The sequence below is a fragment of the Brevundimonas sp. KH_060 genome (assembly GCF_057838275.1).
This window is the reverse complement of the sequence record NZ_CM174463.1, coordinates 905,157-920,254: the sequence shown is the minus strand read 5'-3', so window position 1 is coordinate 920,254 and position 15,098 is coordinate 905,157. Positions and strand designations below refer to the sequence as shown.

The 15,098-nt window shown below is 66.5% G+C and carries 16 protein-coding genes; 8 read left to right on the top strand and 8 right to left on the bottom strand.

Annotated features, from left to right (window positions below; genetic code table 11):
- Positions 1-15: 15 nt before the first annotated feature.
- Positions 16-240, top strand: coding sequence for a 50S ribosomal protein L31 (gene rpmE, locus AC3IPP_RS04615; protein ID WP_003168899.1), 225 nt, complete (start codon positions 16-18; stop codon positions 238-240).
- Positions 241-393: 153 nt separating this feature from the next.
- Positions 394-1,950 (top strand): L,D-transpeptidase family protein, encoded by a 1,557-nt coding sequence (locus tag AC3IPP_RS04610; protein WP_489150533.1) that lies wholly within the window; start codon positions 394-396, stop codon positions 1,948-1,950.
- Between the two features lie 145 nt (positions 1,951-2,095).
- On the opposite strand, the gene rcdA is transcribed toward AC3IPP_RS04610, so the two are convergent.
- Positions 2,096-2,500, bottom strand: coding sequence for a protease adaptor protein RcdA (rcdA, locus tag AC3IPP_RS04605; protein ID WP_373407957.1), 405 nt, complete (start codon positions 2,498-2,500; stop codon positions 2,096-2,098).
- 208 nt (positions 2,501-2,708) lie between these two features.
- Positions 2,709-2,912, bottom strand: coding sequence for a DUF1192 domain-containing protein (locus AC3IPP_RS04600; protein WP_256968103.1), 204 nt, complete (start codon positions 2,910-2,912; stop codon positions 2,709-2,711).
- 83 nt (positions 2,913-2,995) lie between these two features.
- On the opposite strand from AC3IPP_RS04600, the gene AC3IPP_RS04595 reads away from it, so the two are divergent.
- Positions 2,996-3,979: an NAD(P)H-quinone oxidoreductase gene (locus AC3IPP_RS04595; protein ID WP_489150532.1), complete on the top strand. Its 984-nt coding sequence runs from the start codon at positions 2,996-2,998 to the stop codon at positions 3,977-3,979.
- A 55-nt stretch (positions 3,980-4,034) separates the two neighbouring features.
- Here the strand turns inward: AC3IPP_RS04595 and AC3IPP_RS04590 are convergent, their stop codons facing one another.
- Entirely contained in the window at positions 4,035-4,697 is a 663-nt protein-coding gene (locus tag AC3IPP_RS04590; RefSeq protein WP_489150531.1) for a beta/gamma crystallin-related protein, read from the bottom strand.
- Between the two features lie 215 nt (positions 4,698-4,912).
- On the opposite strand from AC3IPP_RS04590, the gene AC3IPP_RS04585 reads away from it, so the two are divergent.
- On the top strand, positions 4,913-5,578 hold the full coding sequence (locus AC3IPP_RS04585; RefSeq protein WP_087139780.1) for a DUF1013 domain-containing protein: 666 nt from the start codon (positions 4,913-4,915) through the stop codon (positions 5,576-5,578).
- A gap of 80 nt (positions 5,579-5,658) precedes the next feature.
- Here AC3IPP_RS04585 and AC3IPP_RS04580 read toward each other — a convergent pair whose 3' ends face one another.
- On the bottom strand, positions 5,659-5,832 hold the full coding sequence (locus AC3IPP_RS04580; RefSeq protein WP_087139864.1) for a YdcH family protein: 174 nt from the start codon (positions 5,830-5,832) through the stop codon (positions 5,659-5,661).
- Between the two features lie 126 nt (positions 5,833-5,958).
- Between AC3IPP_RS04580 and AC3IPP_RS04575 the strand changes: the two genes are divergently transcribed.
- The 4 genes from AC3IPP_RS04575 to AC3IPP_RS04560 all read left to right on the top strand — a co-directional run bounded on the left by AC3IPP_RS04575 (position 5,959) and on the right by AC3IPP_RS04560 (position 7,638).
- Positions 5,959-6,564, top strand: a complete 606-nt coding sequence (locus tag AC3IPP_RS04575; protein WP_489151038.1) for a UbiX family flavin prenyltransferase — start codon at positions 5,959-5,961, stop codon at positions 6,562-6,564.
- Positions 6,561-7,031, top strand: coding sequence for a TIGR02444 family protein (locus tag AC3IPP_RS04570; RefSeq protein WP_489150530.1), 471 nt, complete (start codon positions 6,561-6,563; stop codon positions 7,029-7,031). The genes AC3IPP_RS04575 and AC3IPP_RS04570 overlap by 4 nt, the downstream gene beginning before the upstream one ends.
- Positions 7,032-7,071: 40 nt before the next feature.
- Positions 7,072-7,296: a YdcH family protein gene (locus AC3IPP_RS04565; RefSeq protein ID WP_046653338.1), complete on the top strand. Its 225-nt coding sequence runs from the start codon at positions 7,072-7,074 to the stop codon at positions 7,294-7,296.
- A gap of 78 nt (positions 7,297-7,374) precedes the next feature.
- Positions 7,375-7,638: a hypothetical protein gene (locus AC3IPP_RS04560; RefSeq protein ID WP_087139783.1), complete on the top strand. Its 264-nt coding sequence runs from the start codon at positions 7,375-7,377 to the stop codon at positions 7,636-7,638.
- Positions 7,639-7,693: 55 nt separating this feature from the next.
- Here the strand turns inward: AC3IPP_RS04560 and AC3IPP_RS04555 are convergent, their stop codons facing one another.
- The 4 genes from AC3IPP_RS04555 to AC3IPP_RS04540 form a co-directional block, all read right to left on the bottom strand.
- Positions 7,694-8,167, bottom strand: a complete 474-nt coding sequence (locus AC3IPP_RS04555) for an Lrp/AsnC ligand binding domain-containing protein (protein ID WP_003165692.1) — start codon at positions 8,165-8,167, stop codon at positions 7,694-7,696.
- A 115-nt stretch (positions 8,168-8,282) separates the two neighbouring features.
- Positions 8,283-10,076 (bottom strand): DUF885 domain-containing protein, encoded by a 1,794-nt coding sequence (locus tag AC3IPP_RS04550; protein ID WP_087139785.1) that lies wholly within the window; start codon positions 10,074-10,076, stop codon positions 8,283-8,285.
- An 87-nt stretch (positions 10,077-10,163) separates the two neighbouring features.
- Positions 10,164-13,118, bottom strand: a complete 2,955-nt coding sequence (locus AC3IPP_RS04545; protein WP_087139787.1) for a TonB-dependent receptor domain-containing protein — start codon at positions 13,116-13,118, stop codon at positions 10,164-10,166.
- Between the two features lie 76 nt (positions 13,119-13,194).
- The gene (locus AC3IPP_RS04540) at positions 13,195-14,781 is read right to left on the bottom strand and encodes an amidohydrolase family protein (RefSeq protein WP_489177442.1); all 1,587 of its coding nucleotides are present in this window, start codon (positions 14,779-14,781) and stop codon (positions 13,195-13,197) included.
- Positions 14,782-15,098: the final 317 nt, after the last annotated feature.

Genomic DNA, 15,098 nt, shown 5'->3' with positions numbered 1-15,098 from the left:
AGACGGACAAGATCGATGAAAGCGGACACGCACCCCGACTACCACTTCATCACTGTTGTGATGACCGACGGCACCACCTACCAGACCCGTTCGACCTACGGGAAGGAAGGCGCCACGCTGAACCTGGACATCGACCCGACGTCTCACCCGGCCTGGACCGGCGGCAACCAGCACCTGATGGACCGCGGCGGCCGCGTCTCGCGCTTCAACAACAAGTTCGGCGGCTTCATCAAGAAGTAAGCCACGCTTGGTGCGACAAGTTCGCCACAAAAGCGCCGGTCCCTGGACCGGCGCTTTTTTGTTGCCCGGAACACCGTTAACATGGGCGCGTTCGATTACTCGGGGCGTGGACGCTGGGTCCGGGCCGATATCGGACCACAAGAGTTACAGACGATGAACCGACGGGAATTGGGCCTTGGCGTCGCCACGACGAGCCTGACGCTGGCAGCCGCGAACGGGGCGCTGGCCCAGACGCGCACCACGGACCCTCAAATCTTCATCGCCGGCTTCGACGCCCAGGCCGGTCGCCTGCCCGCAGCCCAGCAGGCTGATGTCCGCGCCGTCTATCAACTGACCCAGGGCAAGCCGATCTGGACCGCCGACCGCCTGCGCGTGCTGCAGGAGGTCGCCGCCGGCGCCGAACGTCATGGTTTGCCCGCCGGGGACTTCTTCGACTTCGTGGGCCTGGCCGCCGACCGCGAAACGGCCGAGATCCGCACCACCGCCGCCGCCCTGGCCTACGCCAAAGTCCTGGCTGAAGGGCGCGTCCGGCCCGAAACGGTCGAAGAGCTGTGGGAGATGCAGAAGAACAGCGCCGACCTGCCGCGCGGCCTGGTCGACGCCGTGGCCGCCAACAAGCTGAGCCAGTGGTTCGACGCCCTGCCCCCGACGGACCTGGGCTACACCAATCTGTCGGCCGGCTACGCCCGCTATCGCCGCATCGCCCGTCAGGGCGGCTGGCCCGCCTTCCGTATCGGCGGCACCATCGAGCCGGGGACCAGCGACCCGCGCATCCCGGCCCTGACCGCCCGCCTGGCCGCCGAGGGCGACCTGAGCGCCGCCGCCGCCGAACGCCTGAAGGGCAACCTGGCCTACGGCCCTGAACTTCAGCAGGCGGTCCGCAGCTTCCAGACCCGCCACGGCCTGGGTTCCGACGGCCGCATCGGCGGCGCCACCCAGCGCTCGCTGACCGCCACAGCCGAGGATCGCGCCCGCCAGATCGCCCTGAACCTGGAACGCCGTCGCTGGCTGAAGCGCGACCTCAATCCCGAGCGGATCGAGGTCAACACCGCCGCCGCCATCATGGTCTACTGGAAGGACGGCAAGCCGGTTCACTCCAACCGCGTGGTCGTCGGCACCGCCGCCAACCAGACGCCCAGCCTTGAAAAGCCCTTCGCCTCGGTCGTGGCCAACCCGCCGTGGACCGTGCCCATGGGCATCGCCCGGCGCGAAATCCTGCCCAAGGGCCCCGGCTACCTCGCCGCCAACGACATGTACGTCAACGCCGACGGCTGGGTGGTGCAGCGCGCCGGTCCGAAGTCGTCGCTGGGCAATGTGAAGTTCGAACTGCAGGACAGCTACGCCATCTTCCTGCACGACACCCCGGCGCGGGGCGCCTTCAACCTGTCGGTGCGCCAGCGCAGCCACGGCTGCGTGCGGGTGCAGGACGCCATCGGCTTCGCCCGCCTGCTGCTGTCGCCCGATCCCGAGCGTCTGGCCCTGTTCGACGCGGCCCAGGCCAGCGGCGAGACCAAGCGCGTGACCACCGGCCGGAACATCGGCGTGCGCCTGCTGTACTGGACCGCCTTCGTCGATGGTCAGGGCCGCGTCGCCTTCCGCGAGGACGTCTACAAGCGCGACGCCAAACTGGCCGACGCCCTGGGCATCGCCGTCAACCTGCCCCAGGTCATCGCCGACGCGCCGATCGATCCGGATGAAGTGACGCCGTAAGGCGCACGCGCTCAGCTTTCCTCCCCACTGCGTGGGGAGGGGGACCGCGTAGCGGTGGAGGGGCTGGGACAGCGGAACCCTGCGGCCCCTCCGTCTCGTCGGCTGCGCCGCCGATCCACCTCCCCATGAAATGGGGAGGAGAACCTCAGCCGAAAGCCGCGCGCAGCAGGTCCATCTGGTTCAGGACGGGATTGGCCGGCGCCGTCGCCGGTTCGACGTACATCTGGCGGTCCAGATGCAGGACGCGATCGTAGAGTTTTTCCGCCCGCACGGCGTATTCGATCAGGGCGATCGGCAGATCGCCGCGACGCGGCTCCGTCTCGATGCGGCGGTCGGCCAGACGATAGCGGGGGTCGCCCGCCGCCTCGGCGCTCATGTCCTGCTCGCGCACGGCGCGCTGCACCAGCAGCCAGGACGCGATCTGCATCAACCGCGTGGTCAGCTTCATGCTCTCGCCCGCATAGGACAGGGCCGCCGCGCGCGACAGCAGGCGGGAGTCCTGCCGCCCGTCGCCGTCCAGATAGGCGGCGGTCTCCTCGACCAACTCCATGCCTTCGCGGAAGGTGCGCTCGAACAGCTCCGAGCGTGCGAAGTCCAGCACTTCGGCGCTGGCGAGGCGCGCCGGGGTCAGATCGGCTTCGATGGCTGTCACGGGCGTCTATCCATGCATCTCATGCATCCGCTGGGTGCAATCGTCATGCCACGGAAGCTGATTCTGCGGGAGAGGGCCGTCGAAACCGTCCCCAACCGTCCGCCCCTCAGCGGAAGTTGAACAGCGCGTCGGCGGCGCTGCGCTGCGAGGACTTGCCGTCTATCGCCGCTCGGGACCGAGCGATCTCGGCCTCCAGGGCGGCGATCCGCTCCTGCAGTTCGTCCACTGCGTAGAGGTCCAGGTCTTCGCGCCCCAGGGCGGAAATGGCCTCGCCGCGCTGCGGCCGGGGCTCCAAGTCTTCGAAACTCATCCTCGCCTCCTTGGCCATTCCGAGCATGACCTCCTATGTGAACGCCGCATTGGACCAGAATGCAAGCCAAGGGAGCCGCCGCCATGTCCGCCGCCATGAAGGCCATAGAGATCGAAAACGGACGCGGCCCCGCTGACGCCCTGCGCCTGAAGACGCGCGCCCTGCCCACGCCTGGTCCTGGCGAGGTCCGCATCCGCGTGCGTGCAGCGGGCGTGAATCGCCCCGACATCGTCCAGCGCGAAGGCCGCTATCCGCCCCCGCCGGGCGCCTCCGACATCCTGGGGCTTGAGGTCGCCGGCGAGGTCGACGCCCTGGGCGAGGGCGTGACGCGTTGGGCGATCGGCGATCGGGTCTGCGCCCTGCTGGGCGGCGGCGGTTACGCCGAATACGCCGTGGTCGACGCCCGCCACGCCATGCCGATCCCCGACGGCCTCGACTTCATCCAGGCCGCCGCCCTGCCCGAGACCGCCTTCACCGTCTTCGCCAACGTCTTCGAGGGCGGCGGACTGAAGGCCGGCGAGACCTTGCTGATCCACGGCGCCACCAGCGGCATCGGCGTCATGGCCGTCCAGATGGCCAAGGCGGCGGGCGCTCGCGTCATCGCCACCTCGCGCGGGGGCGCCAAGGCGGACGCCGCCCGCGCCCTGGGCGCCGACGTCAGTCTGGACGCCACCCAGGACGACCTGGCCGCCGCCATCCAGGAGGCGGGCGGCGCGGACGTGGTGCTGGACATGGTGGGCGCCGCCTATGCCGACCTGAATCTCAACGCCCTAAAGGCCGGCGGACGCTGGGTGGTAATTGCGACCCTGACCGGCGCCAAGGCCGAGGTCGACCTGATGCGGATCATGCTGAAGCGGATCGTGCTGACCGGCTCGACCCTGCGCAGCCGCCCGGCCGACGAAAAGGCCCGCCTGGCCGCTGCTGTCGAGGCGACGGTCTGGCCCTGGATCGCGTCCGGCGCCGTGAAGGCCCGGGTCGAAGCGACCTTTCCCCTGGCCGAAGCCGCCGCCGCCCACGCCCATCTGGAAGCGGGCGCCCACGTCGGCAAGGTCGTGCTGCTGCCCTAAAGATAAGGGCGGGAAGCCGCAGCCCCCCGCCCTCGCCTTCGAACAGGCCGGTGCCTTACCAGCGACCGCCGCCGCGCGCCGGGCGCAGCGACGAGATCCGGTCGTTCATGCCCGTGCTGGCCAGGTTCCGCATATCGCCGCGCACGATTTCGCAACGGCCGCGATAGTTGGCGTCTTCGCAGACTTCCCAGGTCCCGCGCGACAGACGGATCGAGCTGATCGCGTCGTTCATGCCGACGTTGCGCAGGTTCGGCACCTCGCTACGGAAGCTCATCGACTGACCGCGGTAATCGGCGTCGCGATAAACGGTGATCGAAGACTGACCCCAGCCCCCGTTTCCGGGGCGGCCGTCGTCCCAACCGCCGCCGGGACGGCCCGGACGACCGTCATCCCAACCGCCGCCCGGACGACCGGGACGACCGCCGTTCTCGAAGTCGCCCTGGAAGCGGCCGCAGACCAGGCGCCCGTCGCGGTTGACGATTTCCTCGCTGGAGCAGCGCGCCAGTTCAATCGAGGTTTCGCGCATGTTGCCCCGCATGTCGCGGCAATCGGCATAGAGGCGCCCCTGATTCACATACGACCCGCTGCAGCTCTGCGCATACGACCCGCGCGGCGCGCCACGCTGCATCACCTGCGCCTCCGCCGTGCTCACACTGACGACGGAAAAGCCGCCAGCCGTCATGGCCAAACCCGCTGCTGCAATCACGAACTTCTTCATGACACGGTCTCCTTCGTGGTTCTCTCGGCGCACAACGCGTCCTGGCCCCCAATGTTCATCACGACAGATGAACCTTCGCTGTATGAAGACGACAGACGACGTTTTCATTTCGGCCAAGATCGCCTATAAAGACCTCCTCGCGCCCGGCCGAAAAGGTCGGGCGCCGTCGATTCAAACGCCCGTTTTTCGGGCCGCAACCGCCGGGATCCATGCCCATGACCGACATCCTGATGCCCAAGGCCACCGCGGTCTGGCTGGTGGACAACACCTCGCTCTCGTTCGAGCAGATCGCCGCCTTCTGCGGCCTGCACCCGCTTGAGGTGCGCGGCATCGCCGACGGCGACGTGGCCCGCGACATCCGCGGCGCCGATCCCATCGTCAACGGCCAGCTGACCCGCGAAGAACTGGACAAGGCCCAGAACGACGAAAACTACCGCATGAAGGCCGTGGTCAGCCGCCACGCCGAACTGCTGAAGCCCGCCAAGTCGGGTCCGAAATACACGCCGGTCTCGCGTCGTCAGGACCGTCCGGACGCCATCATGTGGTTCGTCCGCAACCACCCGGAAGTGACCGACGCCCAGATCGCCAAGCTGCTGGGCACCACCAAGGCCACCATCGAGAGCGTGCGTAACCGCACCCACTGGAACTCGGCCAACATCAAGCCCGTCGACCCGGTGACGCTGGGCCTGACCGGCCAGCTGCAGCTGGACGAAGTGGTGCGCAAGGCCGCCGACAAGAAGGCCAAGGACGACGCCAAGAACGGCGTCCTGCAACCCATCGAGCCCGAGGCCGAGCCGGAAGTCGTCGTGGAAGAGCCCGAGGAAGAGTACGGCCTGGGCGCCGAACCCACAGCCGAGTCGGTGTTCGGCTCGCGCGACTGATCCCAGCCGGCGGACTAGAGACAAAACGGCCCCGGAAGAGCGATCTTCCGGGGCCGTCGTCATTTCAGATGGGAAGCCCGCTAGTGGGCTCGGGCTTCCAGACTGTTGATTTCTTCCTTAAGTCGCAGTTTTCGCTGCTTCAGCTCCCTGAGGTGTGTCGGGTCCGCGGTGGGGCGTCGCATCTCCTGCTGGATAGTGTCATCCAGCGACCGATGCCGATTACCCAGTTCGCGAATACGAGCCTCGATGGTCATGGCTTGCGCCTCCATGTCTAAGGGACCACTACACTGAGCGCCCGGTTCGGCGGGGTGTGGAATCACATTGCAGTGACCCCCGCCGCTCCGGACACGGACAGGTTGGAGGCGAATTTGGCCGATGTTGTGAACTCGACCGTTCGGGCGCCGGCGCCCTCTCGGCTAGTCGTTGGAATCTCTGGCGCTTCGGGCGTCGTCTATGGCGCGCGCGTGCTCGACGCCCTGCGCGAACTGGGCGTTGAGAGCCATCTGGTCGTCACCCGCGCGGCCCTGCTCACTTTGTCGCAGGAGACGGACCTCAGCCCCGACGCGCTGACGGCCAAGGCGGATGTGGTCCATCGGCTGAACGATGTGGGCGCGACCATCTCCTCCGGCTCCTTCCGCACGCTGGGCATGATCGTCGCCCCCTGTTCGGTGCGCACGATGAGCGAGATCGCCACCGGCGTGACCTCGACCCTTCTGACCCGCGCCGCCGACGTGACGCTGAAGGAGCGCCGCCCCCTGGTGCTGATGGTGCGCGAGACGCCGCTGCATCTGGGCCACCTGCGCACCATGACGGCCCTGGCCGAGATGGGCGCCGTCATCGCCCCGCCCCTGCCCGCCTTCTACGCCAAGCCTGACAGCCTGGAGCAGATGATCGACCAGTCGGTCGGACGGGCGCTGGACGTGTTCGGCCTGGACTGGTCCGCCGTACGCCGCTGGGAAGGGCTGAAGGGCGGAACAGAGGCATGAGCGACGATCTGTGGACCTGGGCCTGCGCCGCCTATGCTGCGCCCGGCGTCGCCGACGCCTGCCTGTCGCTTCAGGACTATCACGAGCAGAACGTGCCCCTGCTGCTCTGGGCCGCCTGGACCGCCGTCACCGGCCGCCGCCCGGACGAAGAGACGATCGAAGCCGCCTGCGACACTGCCCGCGCCTGGCAGACCACCACCATCGCCCCCCTGCGCGCCGTGCGCCGCACGCTGAAGACGCCCGTGCCGGACCTTGAGACCGATGCCCGCCTGGCCGTGCGCGAACAGGTAAAAGCCGCCGAACTGGCCGCAGAGCGCCATCTGCTGGAAGCCCTGCAGGCTCTCTCCCCCGCTCCGGCCGGGACGCCGCAGCCGCCCATCGACGCCATGGCCGCCGCCGCCCGCCTGTGGGACCGCGTGGTGCCGCGCCCAGCGCTGCGAACCCTGGCCGACCTGCTTCCGGCATGACGCCAGCTCGGCTATAAGGTCATCGCTGCGGGGTCTGACGATGAACGACGACGAACCTTACCTGTCCGAAGAAGACAAGGAGCTGCGCGCGCAGCTCTCCCTGCTGTTGCAGGAGCACGCGGACCTGGACGCCTCCATCGAAGCCCTGGCGCTGCTGCCCGCGCCCGACCAGCTCATGATCGCCCGCCTGAAGCGCAAGAAACTGGCCCTGCGCGACGACATCGTGAAGCTGCAAGATCAAATCCTGCCCGACATCATCGCCTAGTCGCATAACAACGGTCATTGACTCTTCGACCGTTAGCGAGGGACGATGACACCGTCACTCACTGGCAGGAGAGAACTGATGCGTATGCGTAAGATTCGTAATGCCGTGCTTCTGGCGTCCGCCGTTGCGGCGTCGTCATTGCTGTCCGTCGGAGCTGGGGCGCAGTCCCCCGGCATCATGTACCATCGCACCTTCTACAGCGACGCCACACTGACGGTTGAGGTGGGCTGGTATATCGACCGTTGCTCGAACGGCCGTGTCGTCGCGGCGCCGGTTCACGGGACCACCTCGCCCTACTACACGCTAGAGGCGGTCGGCAGCTGCCCCGGCGGCTACTGGTAAAACTTGCTGCTGAGGCGCGGAGGCGAGCTCACAAGCCGCCTCCGCAAACTCTCGCTTACAGCGGCAGGACCGAGGTGTCCTTGACCTCTTCCATCACCGCATAGGTGCGGGTCTCGCGCACGCCCGGCATGACGATCAGGGTGTCGGCCAGGAAGATGCGGTAGGCCGCCATGTCCTTCATCCGCACCTTGACCAGATAGTCGAAGCCCCCCGCCACCATGTGGCACTCCAACACCTCGGGCGAGCGGCGGATGCGCTCGGCGAACTGGTCGAAGATGTCCGAGGTCGTGCGGTCCAGCAGCACCTCGATGAAGATCAGCAGTTCGCGCTCGGCGAACTTCGGATCGATCAGGGCGGTGTAGCCGGTGATGACCCCTCGCTCACGCAGCCGCCGCACCCGCTCGAAACAGGATGACGCCGACATGTTGCAGGCGGCCGCCAGATCCTGATTGGTGATCCGCCCGTCCTGCTGCAGCACCCTCAGGATGCGGCGGTCGGCGTCGTCCAGCTTGTATTCCCCAGCGCTCATGCGCTCTCCCCCTTTACGCTTTACAGATTCCCGACACTGACAAAGCCGCAGGCGATCTGCAACGCGTCTGTCAGCGACGGAAGACCGACGCCCTCCGACGTCGACCCGATGTAGACTACTGCCCCGATCGCTTCGCCGCTGCGGCTTGCTTGCTCTGAGCGATGAAGGCTTCCATCTCGGCGGTCATGGCCGGAATGGTGGCCACGCCGATGGCCAGCAGGTGATCGTGGAAGGCCTTGATGTCGAAATCGGCCCCCAGCTCAGCCTCGGCCAGACGGCGCAGGCGCACGATCTCGATCTCGCCCAGCTTGTAGGACAGGGCCTGTCCCGGCCAGGTGATGTAGCGGTCGATCTCGGTGCCGACCTCATGGTCCGACAGGGCGGTGTTCTCGCTCAGGAAGGCCACCGCCTGCTCGCGCGTCCAGCCCTGCGAGTGCACGCCCGTGTCGATGACCAGGCGCGCCGCGCGCCACATCTCATAGGTCAGGCGGCCGAAGTCCTCATAGGCGTCTTCATAGATGCCCATCTCGACGGCCAGCTTCTCGGTGTAGAGGGCCCAACCCTCGCCGAAAGCCGAGATGTAGGTCTGGGCGCGATAGTCGGGCATGGGCTCATGCTCGCGACGCAGATTGCCCTGCCAGGCGTGGCCGGGGTTGCACTCGTGCACCGTCAGCGCCGGGATGTTGTAGCGCGGCCGCGACGGCAGGTCGTAGGTGTTCAGCAGGCAGACGCCGTTGCCGCCCCGTCCGGCCGTATAGAAGGGGGCGATCGCGTCCGGCACGGGGATCAGACTGAAGGTGTCGCGGGGCTTCAGATTGAAATACTGACCGATCTTGCCGTCGACCTTCTTGATGACCCAGGCGCCGTGCCACAGCAGGTGCTCGGGCTTTTCATAGTGGAACTGCGGGTCAGTCTTCAGGAAGTGGAGGAACTCGGCGAACGTGCCGGTCCAGCCGGTGCTGCGCATCACCGTTTCCATCTCGGCGCGGATGCGCGCGACCTCGCTGCGGCCGATGGCGTGGATCTGGTCCGGGGTCAGGTTGACGCTGGTGTATTGGCGAATCTGCGTCTGATAGAAGTCATCGCCGTCCGGCAGGCGGTTGGCGCCCAGGGTGTCGCGCGCGCGCGGCATGTATTCGTTGCGGATGAAGCCCAGCAGAGTCTGGTGCGCGGGCACGACCTGCTGCTGGATCGTCTGCACGGCGGCGGCGCGCAGGCGTTGCTTGTCCGCCTCCGCCATGTTCGCCGGCATGGTCAGGAAGGGCTTGTAGAAGGGATTCTGGGTGACGTCCGTCGGTTCCGTCACCGCCAGGATCGACACGTCCCGCCCGACCAGCGAGGCCTTGGGCTGGGTGAAGCCGCGCGCCAGGCCGGCGCGCATATTGGTGATCTGCTGATCGAAATAGCGCGGCACGTCCCGCATCTGGGACAGGTAGCGCTCATAGTCCTCGACCGAGGTGAAGGTGGCATTGCCCATGCCCGTCAGCGACGACCAGAAGGCGCTGTCCGAGTTGAACGGCATCTCATACAGGCGGTGACGACCGTCATCGACGAAGTTGTCGATCTGATGCTTGTAGACCGCGTAGTTGGTGTGCTGGTTCGGCGACAGCTGCTCGGGCGAAATGGCTTCGAGACGACGCTGGATGGCGGTCCAGTATTCCAGACGACGCTGCTGGGTGGCGGCGCTGACATCCGGCAGGGTGCTGGGCTTGGCGTTGCGACCCGGCATCTCCTTCTGGCGCCAGGCCCACTCCTCAGCGGCGATGGCCTCGAACTGAGCATCCAGCGCCGAAGGCGCAGCGGTCGAGACGGCGCTCGCGGCAAGGGCAAGGGCCGGCGCCGGGGCGGCGGTGAAGGCCATCAGGCCGACGGCGGCTGCGATAGCGCTGTATGCGGTCAGGGTCTTCATCGTCTCTTCCCCCAAAATAAAGTCAGACGCCCTAGAGCGTCTCCAAGGTGAGAAGCCGCCCGAGACCGGACGGCTTCCCATTCTGGATTAGAACTGGGCGTTCACGCCAATGTACACGTAACGACCAAGGTTATTATAGATGCTGGCGTTGAAGCCGTTATATAACGACGTTCCAGTCCAGGTGAACGGCGTCTGCGGCGGCGCCTCATCGGTGAAGTTGTTCACCCCGCCGAAGACAGAGAAGCGATCGAACCGATACTCGGCGCGCAGGTCGTGGGTCAGCCACGACGGAGCCTTCCACACTTCATACGAGCCGACCGAGTCCTGATTGCTGCGCACGACGCTGCTCAGGTACCGATTGGCGTAGGACAGCGACAGCTTGTCGTAGTCCCACGACACGCGGAAGTTGACGCGGCGCTTGGGATTGGGCGCCTCGCCGGCCTGTTCGTCGCGCACGCTGGCGTCGCCCGGCACCGGATCATAGGTCAGCTCGTCCAGGAAGCCCGCCGCCACGTTGAACGACAGGGAGCCGTAGGGCGGCAGGCCCAAGGCTTCCAGGTCCGTGCGGTACGACGCCGTCACATCCCAACCCGAGTTGGAGTATTCGGCGACGTTCATCACCTGGTTGATCACCCGGCTGATGTTGCCGTCCGCGCCGCGCATGACATTGCCGCAGAACGGATTGGTCAGAGTCGGGCTGTCGACGCAGTTGTTGATGATCGTGCGTGCGCCGAACGAGGCGATGACGTCGCTGATCTTGATGTCGTAGTGGTCGATGGTGACCGCCAGACCCGGCAGGAAGGTCGGCGTCAGGACGACGCCCAGGGTCAGGGTTTCGCCTTCTTCCGGGTTCAGGTCCGGGTTGCCCTTGCTGACGGACGGCTTGGTCGCGATCGACTGGGTGAACTCCGGCGACAGGCCCAAGGCCGCGCAGTTCGCCTTACGGTTGGCGGGATAGTTGCCCAGGTTCAACCGCGTCGCGTCGCAGGGATCGTCGAACAGGGCGAACCCTTCGCTGCCGCCGTCGAACAGTTCGCTGATGTTCGGCGCGCGCACCGCCTTGGCGTAGTTGGCGCGGAAACGGATGTTGCGATCAACCGTCCACTCCATGCCCAGGCCGTAGCTGCTGTCGCCGCCCGTGGTGGTGTAATCCTGGAAGCGATAGGCCGCCGTCAGGTCCAGGTACTGGATGAAGGGCACGTCGGCCAGCAACGGCAGATTCACCTCGCCGAAGATTTCCTTGGACTCATAGGCGCCCTCGGTTCTCGCCTGGGTGTTCTGGAAGATCAGCGCCTTCTGCGAACGGATGTCCGGCACGGAGGTGCTCTGTTCCTTGCGCCATTCCACGCCCGCCGCGAAGGCGACCGGCAGGCTGGTGCCGCTGAACAGCGACGGATAGGAGAACAGTTCGCCGTTGACGCTGGCCACCGCATTCCACTGACGGATGCGGTCGTTGCGGGTGGTGTAGATATAGGAGTAGTCGATCGCTTCCTGAGAGCCGAGATAGGCTCCGAACAGGTTCAGCGGCTGACAGCCCCGCGCCCGCGCGTCCGCGCTGCGACAGACGATCTGGTTCGTCGACGGATCGCGCCAGGCGTCGATCGACTCATAGAACTCCTTCTGCAAGCGGTCGAAGTTGGTGAACTCCGATTCCGTCTGGCCGTAGTTGACGTAGGCCTCGAACCGCCAGCCGTTGCTAAAGGCGCCGTCCACCCCGGTCACGAACCGCGTGGTGTCGTAGACGCTTTCCGTGGTGCGGATGCCGATGTCGGTGTCGATCCGGCTGATGTCGAAGAACGTCATATTGGCCTGCGCCAGCATGGTCTTCAGTTCATCGGGCAGGAAGGCGTTGTCCGCCTGGATGCGATAGGCGTTGCCCGTCGACATGCCCGGCGAGCTGTCGGCGAAGGTGCCGTTCCGCGCCTGGCTGCTGGCCTCCATGTGGAAATATTTGGCTTCAGCGAACAGGTTCAATTCGCTGATGAAGTCGCCCGAGGGTTGGAACTGGTGACGCAACTGCAGCTCGCCGCCGAAACGCTCGACCGGGGTGCGCAGCATGTCGTCGCGCAGCTTGAAGCCGTCGCCGCCGATGGACAGCTTCTGCTCGCGCCCGGCGCCGTCGTACAGGATCTGGCCGCGGTCGAACGGGACCAGCTTGCCGTCCGGCGTGAAGGTCAGGGCGAAGGCCTTGTTGGGGCCGATCGGCGAGACGATGACCGGGGTGAAGAAGTCGTTCTGGGTGTTGGTGTAGACATCCCGCGCCATGATGAAGGACGGCAGGCCGTCGTTGGCGCTCTTCTTGTTCGGGTTCGGGATCTCGGCCAGGGAGCTCATGGCGTAGTCGCGCTCGTGGCGGAACAGCCCCTCGGACTTGTCATAGGTCAGCGCGCCCATGATGTTGGTCCGGTCGTCATTGAAGTTCCGACCCACGGCGACCGAGCCGTAGTAGGTGTTCGGACCGTCGGCCGAGCCATACTGCGTCTGGATGGCGATGCCGTCGAAGTCCTGCTTGGTGATGAAGTTGACCACCCCGGCCACGGCGTCCGCGCCGTAGACCGCCGAGGAGCCGCCCGTCACCGTATCGATACGCGCGATCGTCGTCTTCGAGATGGAGTTCACGTCCACCGCGCTGGTGCCCGCCGTGCCGGCGACATGGCGGCGGCCGTTGACCAGAACCAGGGTGCGGCTGGCCCCCAGGTTACGCAGGTTCAGCGTGGCCAGACCCTGCCCCGCGACCGAGTTGGTCGTGCTGGACGCCGAGGAGCCCAGGCCGACCTGCGGCTGGCGCGACATGGCGTCGATCAGGTTGGTGACGCCGGTGTTCTCGATCTCCTGGGCGTCGACGACGTTGACCGGCGTCGCAGCCTCGACGTTCGGACGCCGGATGCGCGAACCGGTCACCACGATATCGGCGACGGCGCTGGCTTCCGGCTCGGCCGGCGGCGTTTCGGATTGGGCCCAGGCAGGCTGGGCGGCGGCGGCGGCCGTAACGGCCAGACCGGCGATTATCGTCCCGGTCTTCAGGTACGCAGACAGTCTCATTCGATCACCCCTCGTTTTTGATCTGAAACCCAGGCGGGCCGTCCCCATTCGGCGTCGCCTGCGTCGCTGTTTTGGATCAGCGCCCTCCTTGCGCCTCTCCCCGTTCGGCTTTTTGCCGATCGACCATGGCCCGCACGTCGGCCAACAAGGCCGGCGCGTCGTAGGCGATCCCGCGCGCCACCGTCCAACGCACGCCGCCGACCGTCTCGATGCGGTTTTCGGGGCTCAGGCGCTCATGTCCGGTGCCGTAAAGAGTCTTGAAATTGGCCAGCGGGTTCTCGGTCGTGATGACCAGATCCGCGCTCATGCCGGGCCGCACGACGCCGAAGGTCGGCGCCTTGCCGGTCGGTTCGGCCAGGGTCGTCGCCCCGTCCATCGTCGCGGCGCGCACGATCTCCAGCGGATGGAAGCCCGCCTCCTGCAGCAGCTCCAGCTCCTCGATGTAGCCGAAGCCGTACAGCTTCCAGATGAAGCCCGAGTCCGAGCCCACCGTCACCCGACCGCCGACCTTCTTGTAGTCGTTCACCAGCCGCATGAACCGCTCGTAGAAGCGGCGCCACGCCACTTCGTTCGAGGTCGTCCAGTCGAAGAAGTAGCTGCCGTGATTGTCGCGCGTGGACTGGAAATAGTCCGCCAGCGCCGGCAACGTATAGGTCTGGTGCCAGGGCGCGTTGCGCGCCCGCATCAGGTCGCGCGACGCCGCATAGATGGTCATCGTCGGATCGAAGACGACGCCCGCCTTCTTCTGCGCTTCCAGATAGGCGTACCATTCCGCCGAACCCGGCTCGACCTCGTCCCAGATCTCGGCCGCCTCGCCGAAGCGCTTCTGCTCGTCGTAGAAGTTGTAGTCGGTCGGATAGTCCTGGATCGTCCGCCCGCCCAGCAGCGACTCGAAGTGGCCGTAGAAGTGGGTGATGGTTCCCAGGCCCGCCGCCGCCAGCTGTTCGGCGTTCAACTGGGCCACGCCCGGCTGGGCGATGTGGGCCACCGTGCCCATGTGGTTCTTCTTGGCCTCGTCGATGGCGGCCAGGACCACCTCGGGCGTCTCGTCGCCGCGCAGGAAGAATTTGATCCCGTCCACGCCGTTGGCGGCGCCCCAGCGCACCCATTCGCGCGCCATTTCGGGGTTGCGGATGCGGCCGCGCGACCAGCCCGAACCGAGCGTCTGATAGTTGAAGATGCGCGGAGCGACGATCTCGCCCCTGGCCGAACGGGCCTTCTCCGACACGGCGATGTCGTGCGGCGCCAGGCTGACGCCGCGCACCGTGGTCACGCCGTGGGCCAGCCACAGCTTGTAGACATACTCCAGGTCCGGCGCCTTCTGCGGGCTGCCGCCGTGGGCGTGGGCGTCGACGAAGCCGGGCATGACGTACATGCCGCGCGCATCGATCTCATGCGCCGCGTTCAGCGGCGGGCGCCCCTCGCGCTCGGGCAGGCCAGGCCATCCGGCCTGGATGACATCCGTGATCTTGTCGTTCTCGATGACGATGTCGACGGGCCCCATGGGCGGCGCGCCCGTGCCGTCGATCAGCATCGCGCCGCGCACCACCATCAGCGGGTAAGGGCCGAAACCTTCATCGGCGCGGCGCGGCGGCGCCGGATTGAGGGTGGCGCGCGCGGGCGCCGCCTGCGCTTGGGCCTGAGCCGCAACCGCGCTCGGCATTCCCGCCCCCAACAGGAGCGCAGCCGCACACGCCGCACCGGCGCCCTTGAAGATAGCCTTCACCCCAACCGTCGTCCGCAAGCTGCAATCCCTCCCAAGATTGGGGGCCTAAGCCCCTGCAAGCGCCTGTCCGGCGCCTGGCCGGTCCTTGAATCGCTAGCACCCCGAAGGAAGCATGAGCTTCGGATATTGCCGGTACGACGAAATATAATTCACACGAACGTCGAAAAACTGAGCCATCTTCGAAATACGCTTTTTCAGGTCAAATGCGGGATCGAAGCGTTGTTTCTGCGGCAAATCTGAATTTATGATCCAAT